General features: G+C 46.1%; 3 protein-coding genes and 4 tRNA genes. All 7 read left to right on the forward strand.

Annotation, left to right across the window (positions count from 1 at the left end; genetic code table 11):
* Positions 1-78 precede the first annotated feature (78 nt).
* A complete protein-coding gene (gene murB / locus LHL18_RS19575; protein WP_226768317.1) occupies positions 79-1,089 on the forward strand; it encodes a UDP-N-acetylmuramate dehydrogenase in 1,011 nt (336 codons plus the stop codon).
* Positions 1,082-2,065 carry a bifunctional biotin--[acetyl-CoA-carboxylase] ligase/biotin operon repressor BirA gene (gene birA, locus LHL18_RS19580; RefSeq protein ID WP_134059780.1) on the forward strand — a complete coding sequence of 328 codons (984 nt, stop codon included), beginning with the start codon at positions 1,082-1,084 and terminating at the stop codon, positions 2,063-2,065. Before murB ends, birA begins: the two co-directional genes overlap by 8 nt.
* Before the next feature lies 1 nt (position 2,066).
* Positions 2,067-2,762, forward strand: coding sequence for a type III pantothenate kinase (locus tag LHL18_RS19585; protein ID WP_134059783.1), 696 nt, complete (start codon positions 2,067-2,069; stop codon positions 2,760-2,762).
* A 111-nt stretch (positions 2,763-2,873) separates the two neighbouring features.
* Positions 2,874-2,949: transfer RNA gene (locus tag LHL18_RS19590), tRNA-Thr, on the forward strand.
* A 5-nt stretch (positions 2,950-2,954) separates the two neighbouring features.
* A tRNA-Tyr gene (locus LHL18_RS19595) sits at positions 2,955-3,039 on the forward strand.
* 31 nt (positions 3,040-3,070) lie between these two features.
* A tRNA-Gly gene (locus LHL18_RS19600) sits at positions 3,071-3,145 on the forward strand.
* Between the two features lie 11 nt (positions 3,146-3,156).
* Positions 3,157-3,232 (forward strand) — tRNA-Thr (locus LHL18_RS19605).
* The last annotated feature ends 139 nt before the right edge of the window (positions 3,233-3,371 follow it).

The raw sequence follows: 3,371 nt of genomic DNA on the forward strand, positions 1-3,371 counted from the left end.
TACTGCGTTAAAAGTCTGGGTTTGCGCTGATGTCGCAGGGTCATTACAATAACAGCAATTTCACGATCAGGCTTGTCTATGCAAACCTTTACTAATCTCTCCGCTATTCCTTATTCAACTTTTCGTTTTAACGCCAAGCTCGTTACAGTTTATCAATGTGAAACTTTAGCGGATTTGCGTCAGCTCAGTTTTACGTCGCCGCCGGTAGTACTTGGAGAAGGAAGTAATACCATTTTTATGCAAGACCTGCTTGTTCCAGTCTGCCGCTACACAGCTGAGAGTATTACCGTTGCTGATACCGACACAGATCATGTATTAGTTCATGTCGAGGCCGGCCACAACTGGCATCAACTAGTTAGTTGGTCGGTACAGAATCGATTATGGGGCATTGAAAATCTTGCATTAATCCCCGGTACTGTGGGGGCCGCACCTGTACAAAATATTGGAGCCTATGGTGTTGAGTTAGCAGATGTATGCAGTTATGTAGATTTTTACAACTGGCATACTAATAACGTAGAGCGTATCAATTCAGCCGAATGTCAGTTTGGCTATCGCGACAGTATTTTTAAAAAAGAACTGAACGGCAAAGGTGTTATTGTCAGTGTTGGTTTGCGGCTTAGCCACACACCAAAACCTATACTGAATTATAAGGGGCTTGATCATTTAAGGGCAGATGTCGATATCGAAACGGTATTTAATGCTGTCGTGGCGACAAGAAATAGCAAACTGCCAGATCCTAAAGTACTGGCAAATTGTGGTAGTTTTTTCAAAAACCCTGTAGTTTCGTTAGCACATTATCAACGATTACTGCAGTTATTTCCTGATCTACCTGGCTATAAGCTGGCAGATAATAATGTCAAGGTGCCGGCAGCTTGGTGTATCGACCAACAAGGTTTCAAAGGAAAGCAGAACGGTGGTATTGGTTGTTACGAGTTGCAGCCGCTGGTATTAGTAAATAGAGGCGAAGGAACTGCTGCACAGTTGCGCGAATTGATAGCAGAAATTCAGCAGAAAGTGTTGAACGTGTACGATATCAAATTAGAGCCTGAAGTGCGTATGTTAAACGCTGATGGATGTGTTAATGTCTAGAGCCGCATTGGTTACACAGCGTCAGCTGCTGCAGCTTCTTAGTAAAGGCGAGTTTTTATCCGGTCAGAAGGTTGCTGACGAGCTTGGGCTAAGTCGTACAGCGATTGCAAACCATATAAAGCTGTTGCAAGAGATCGGACTCGATGTCTATAAAGTAAAAGGTAAAGGCTACCGTTTAGCTAAACCATTAAGTCTGCTTGATGCTTCCTGTATTATTGCGTGTAAAGAGGCTGTAACTCCCGATGTATTGGTGCAGAACATCACGGATTCTACAAACAGCCAACTTATGCAGAAAGTGACAGATGGCAGTGTTAGAACGCCCGGCTATGTTATTGTCGCAGAAGCGCAAACGGCTGGGCGTGGCCGACGGGGCAAGGTATGGTATTCGCCGTTTGGTGCCAGTTTATACTTCTCGATGTATTGGCGGCTGGAGCAAGGCGTGCAGGCAGCTATGGGGTTGAGTCTGGTCGTCGCTATTGCGTTATCCCGTGTGCTTGAGCAATGCTACAAGTTGTCGCCTACAGTGAAATGGCCTAACGACGTTTATATAGACGGTAAAAAGCTGGCAGGTATTTTGGTCGAGCTGGCTGGTCAGGCTGATGCAGCATGCGATGTCATTATTGGAATAGGTCTAAACATTCAGCTGCCCACGCAATCAGGCAGTTACATTGATCAATCCTATACCGATCTGTGTTCTGGTTATCCTCACCCTATCGACCGAAACAAACTGGTCGCACAATTGCAACAGAAGTTAATTACTATGTTGCGGCAATTTAGCCAACACGGGTTTGCTGATTTTGCCAGCGAGTTTAACCGTCGGGACCACTTTTACATGAAACCGGTAAAGCTATCCGGCAGCACAGAAACAGAGGGCCTGTGTTTGGGCGTAGACAAGCAAGGGGCTTTGCTGATCAAGACAAATCAGGCGATAAAAGCTTTTTATGGTGGCGAGTTGAGTTTGCGGGCGGGAAGCTGACATGTATTTATTGTTGGACATTGGTAATACCCGAGAAAAGGCTGCGTTGGTTAAGCAAGGTAAAGTGACTGCTTTACCACAGCTTGCGCCCGAAAATTTAGCAAAATTGTCGCTGAAAGCAATTTATTATGCCAGCGTCGCTTCGCAGGAGAAAGTTGCTGTTATTAAACAGTTGCTCGGCTTGGAGCATTTACCTTGGCGTCAGGTTCACGCTGAAGCCCGTGCTTATGGTGTGAGCAGCATTTATCAGCAACCACAGACGCTGGGTGTAGACAGATGGCTAGCTATGCTGGGCAGCCAGCTATTGTTTCCCGCTTCCCGGGTCATGATAGTGGATGCCGGCACTGCTGTGACAATAGATTGGCTCGGTGAAGACGGTCAGCATAATGGGGGTTGGATTATTCCTGGGCTTAAGATGCAGCAACATGCAGTGGTGAAAAACACCGCAAAAGTTTTTAATTCAGAAATGTTTAATGGTCGCTTAGAGCCCGGCGAGGATACCGTTACCTGCTTACAAAATGGCTGTTTGGCTAGCGTATTAGGAGCAATAAGACTGGGATGGCAACAAAACCCTTGCCAGAAGTTATTGTTGACGGGCGGTGACAGTAAATTTCTTAAACCTTACCTAACCGATTTGCCGCTGATTGTCGAACCATTGCTGATCTTCCATGGTTTATCCCGTTATATTGATATGTAACTGCTCATTTGTGCACTTTATGAACGCTTAGGTAGGAAATTCCTGCTTTTTTGGTTTTTTCTATTGCACGGTTTAGGGCATTCCTCTAGAATTCGCACCCACTGACGTTGTGCCGCTTTAGCTCAGTTGGTAGAGCAACTGACTTGTAATCAGTAGGTCATCCGTTCGACTCGGATAAGCGGCACCATTAGTGGAGGGGTTCCCGAGTGGCCAAAGGGATCAGACTGTAAATCTGCCGGCACTGCCTTCGAAGGTTCGAATCCTTCCCCCTCCACCATTTTCGTCAGACGAATAGCTACGAGTAGGCCGCGGGCATCGTATAATGGCTATTACCTCAGCCTTCCAAGCTGAAGATGCGGGTTCGATTCCCGCTGCCCGCTCCAATCAAAACGTTGCTGATATAGCTCAGGCGGTAGAGCGCATCCTTGGTAAGGATGAGGTCCCCAGTTCGATTCTGGGTATCAGCACCATCTTGACTCCTCTCTTGCTATCTAACATTTAATTAATTTAAACAACCGCCGTTTTGTTAAAAAGGGTCTATTCATGGCTAAGGCTAAATTTGAACGTAGTAAACCGCACGTAAACGTAGGCACCATCGGTCACGTTGAT

Source organism: Rheinheimera aquimaris (assembly GCF_020531985.1).
Lineage (GTDB): Bacteria > Pseudomonadota > Gammaproteobacteria > Enterobacterales > Alteromonadaceae > Alishewanella > Alishewanella aquimaris.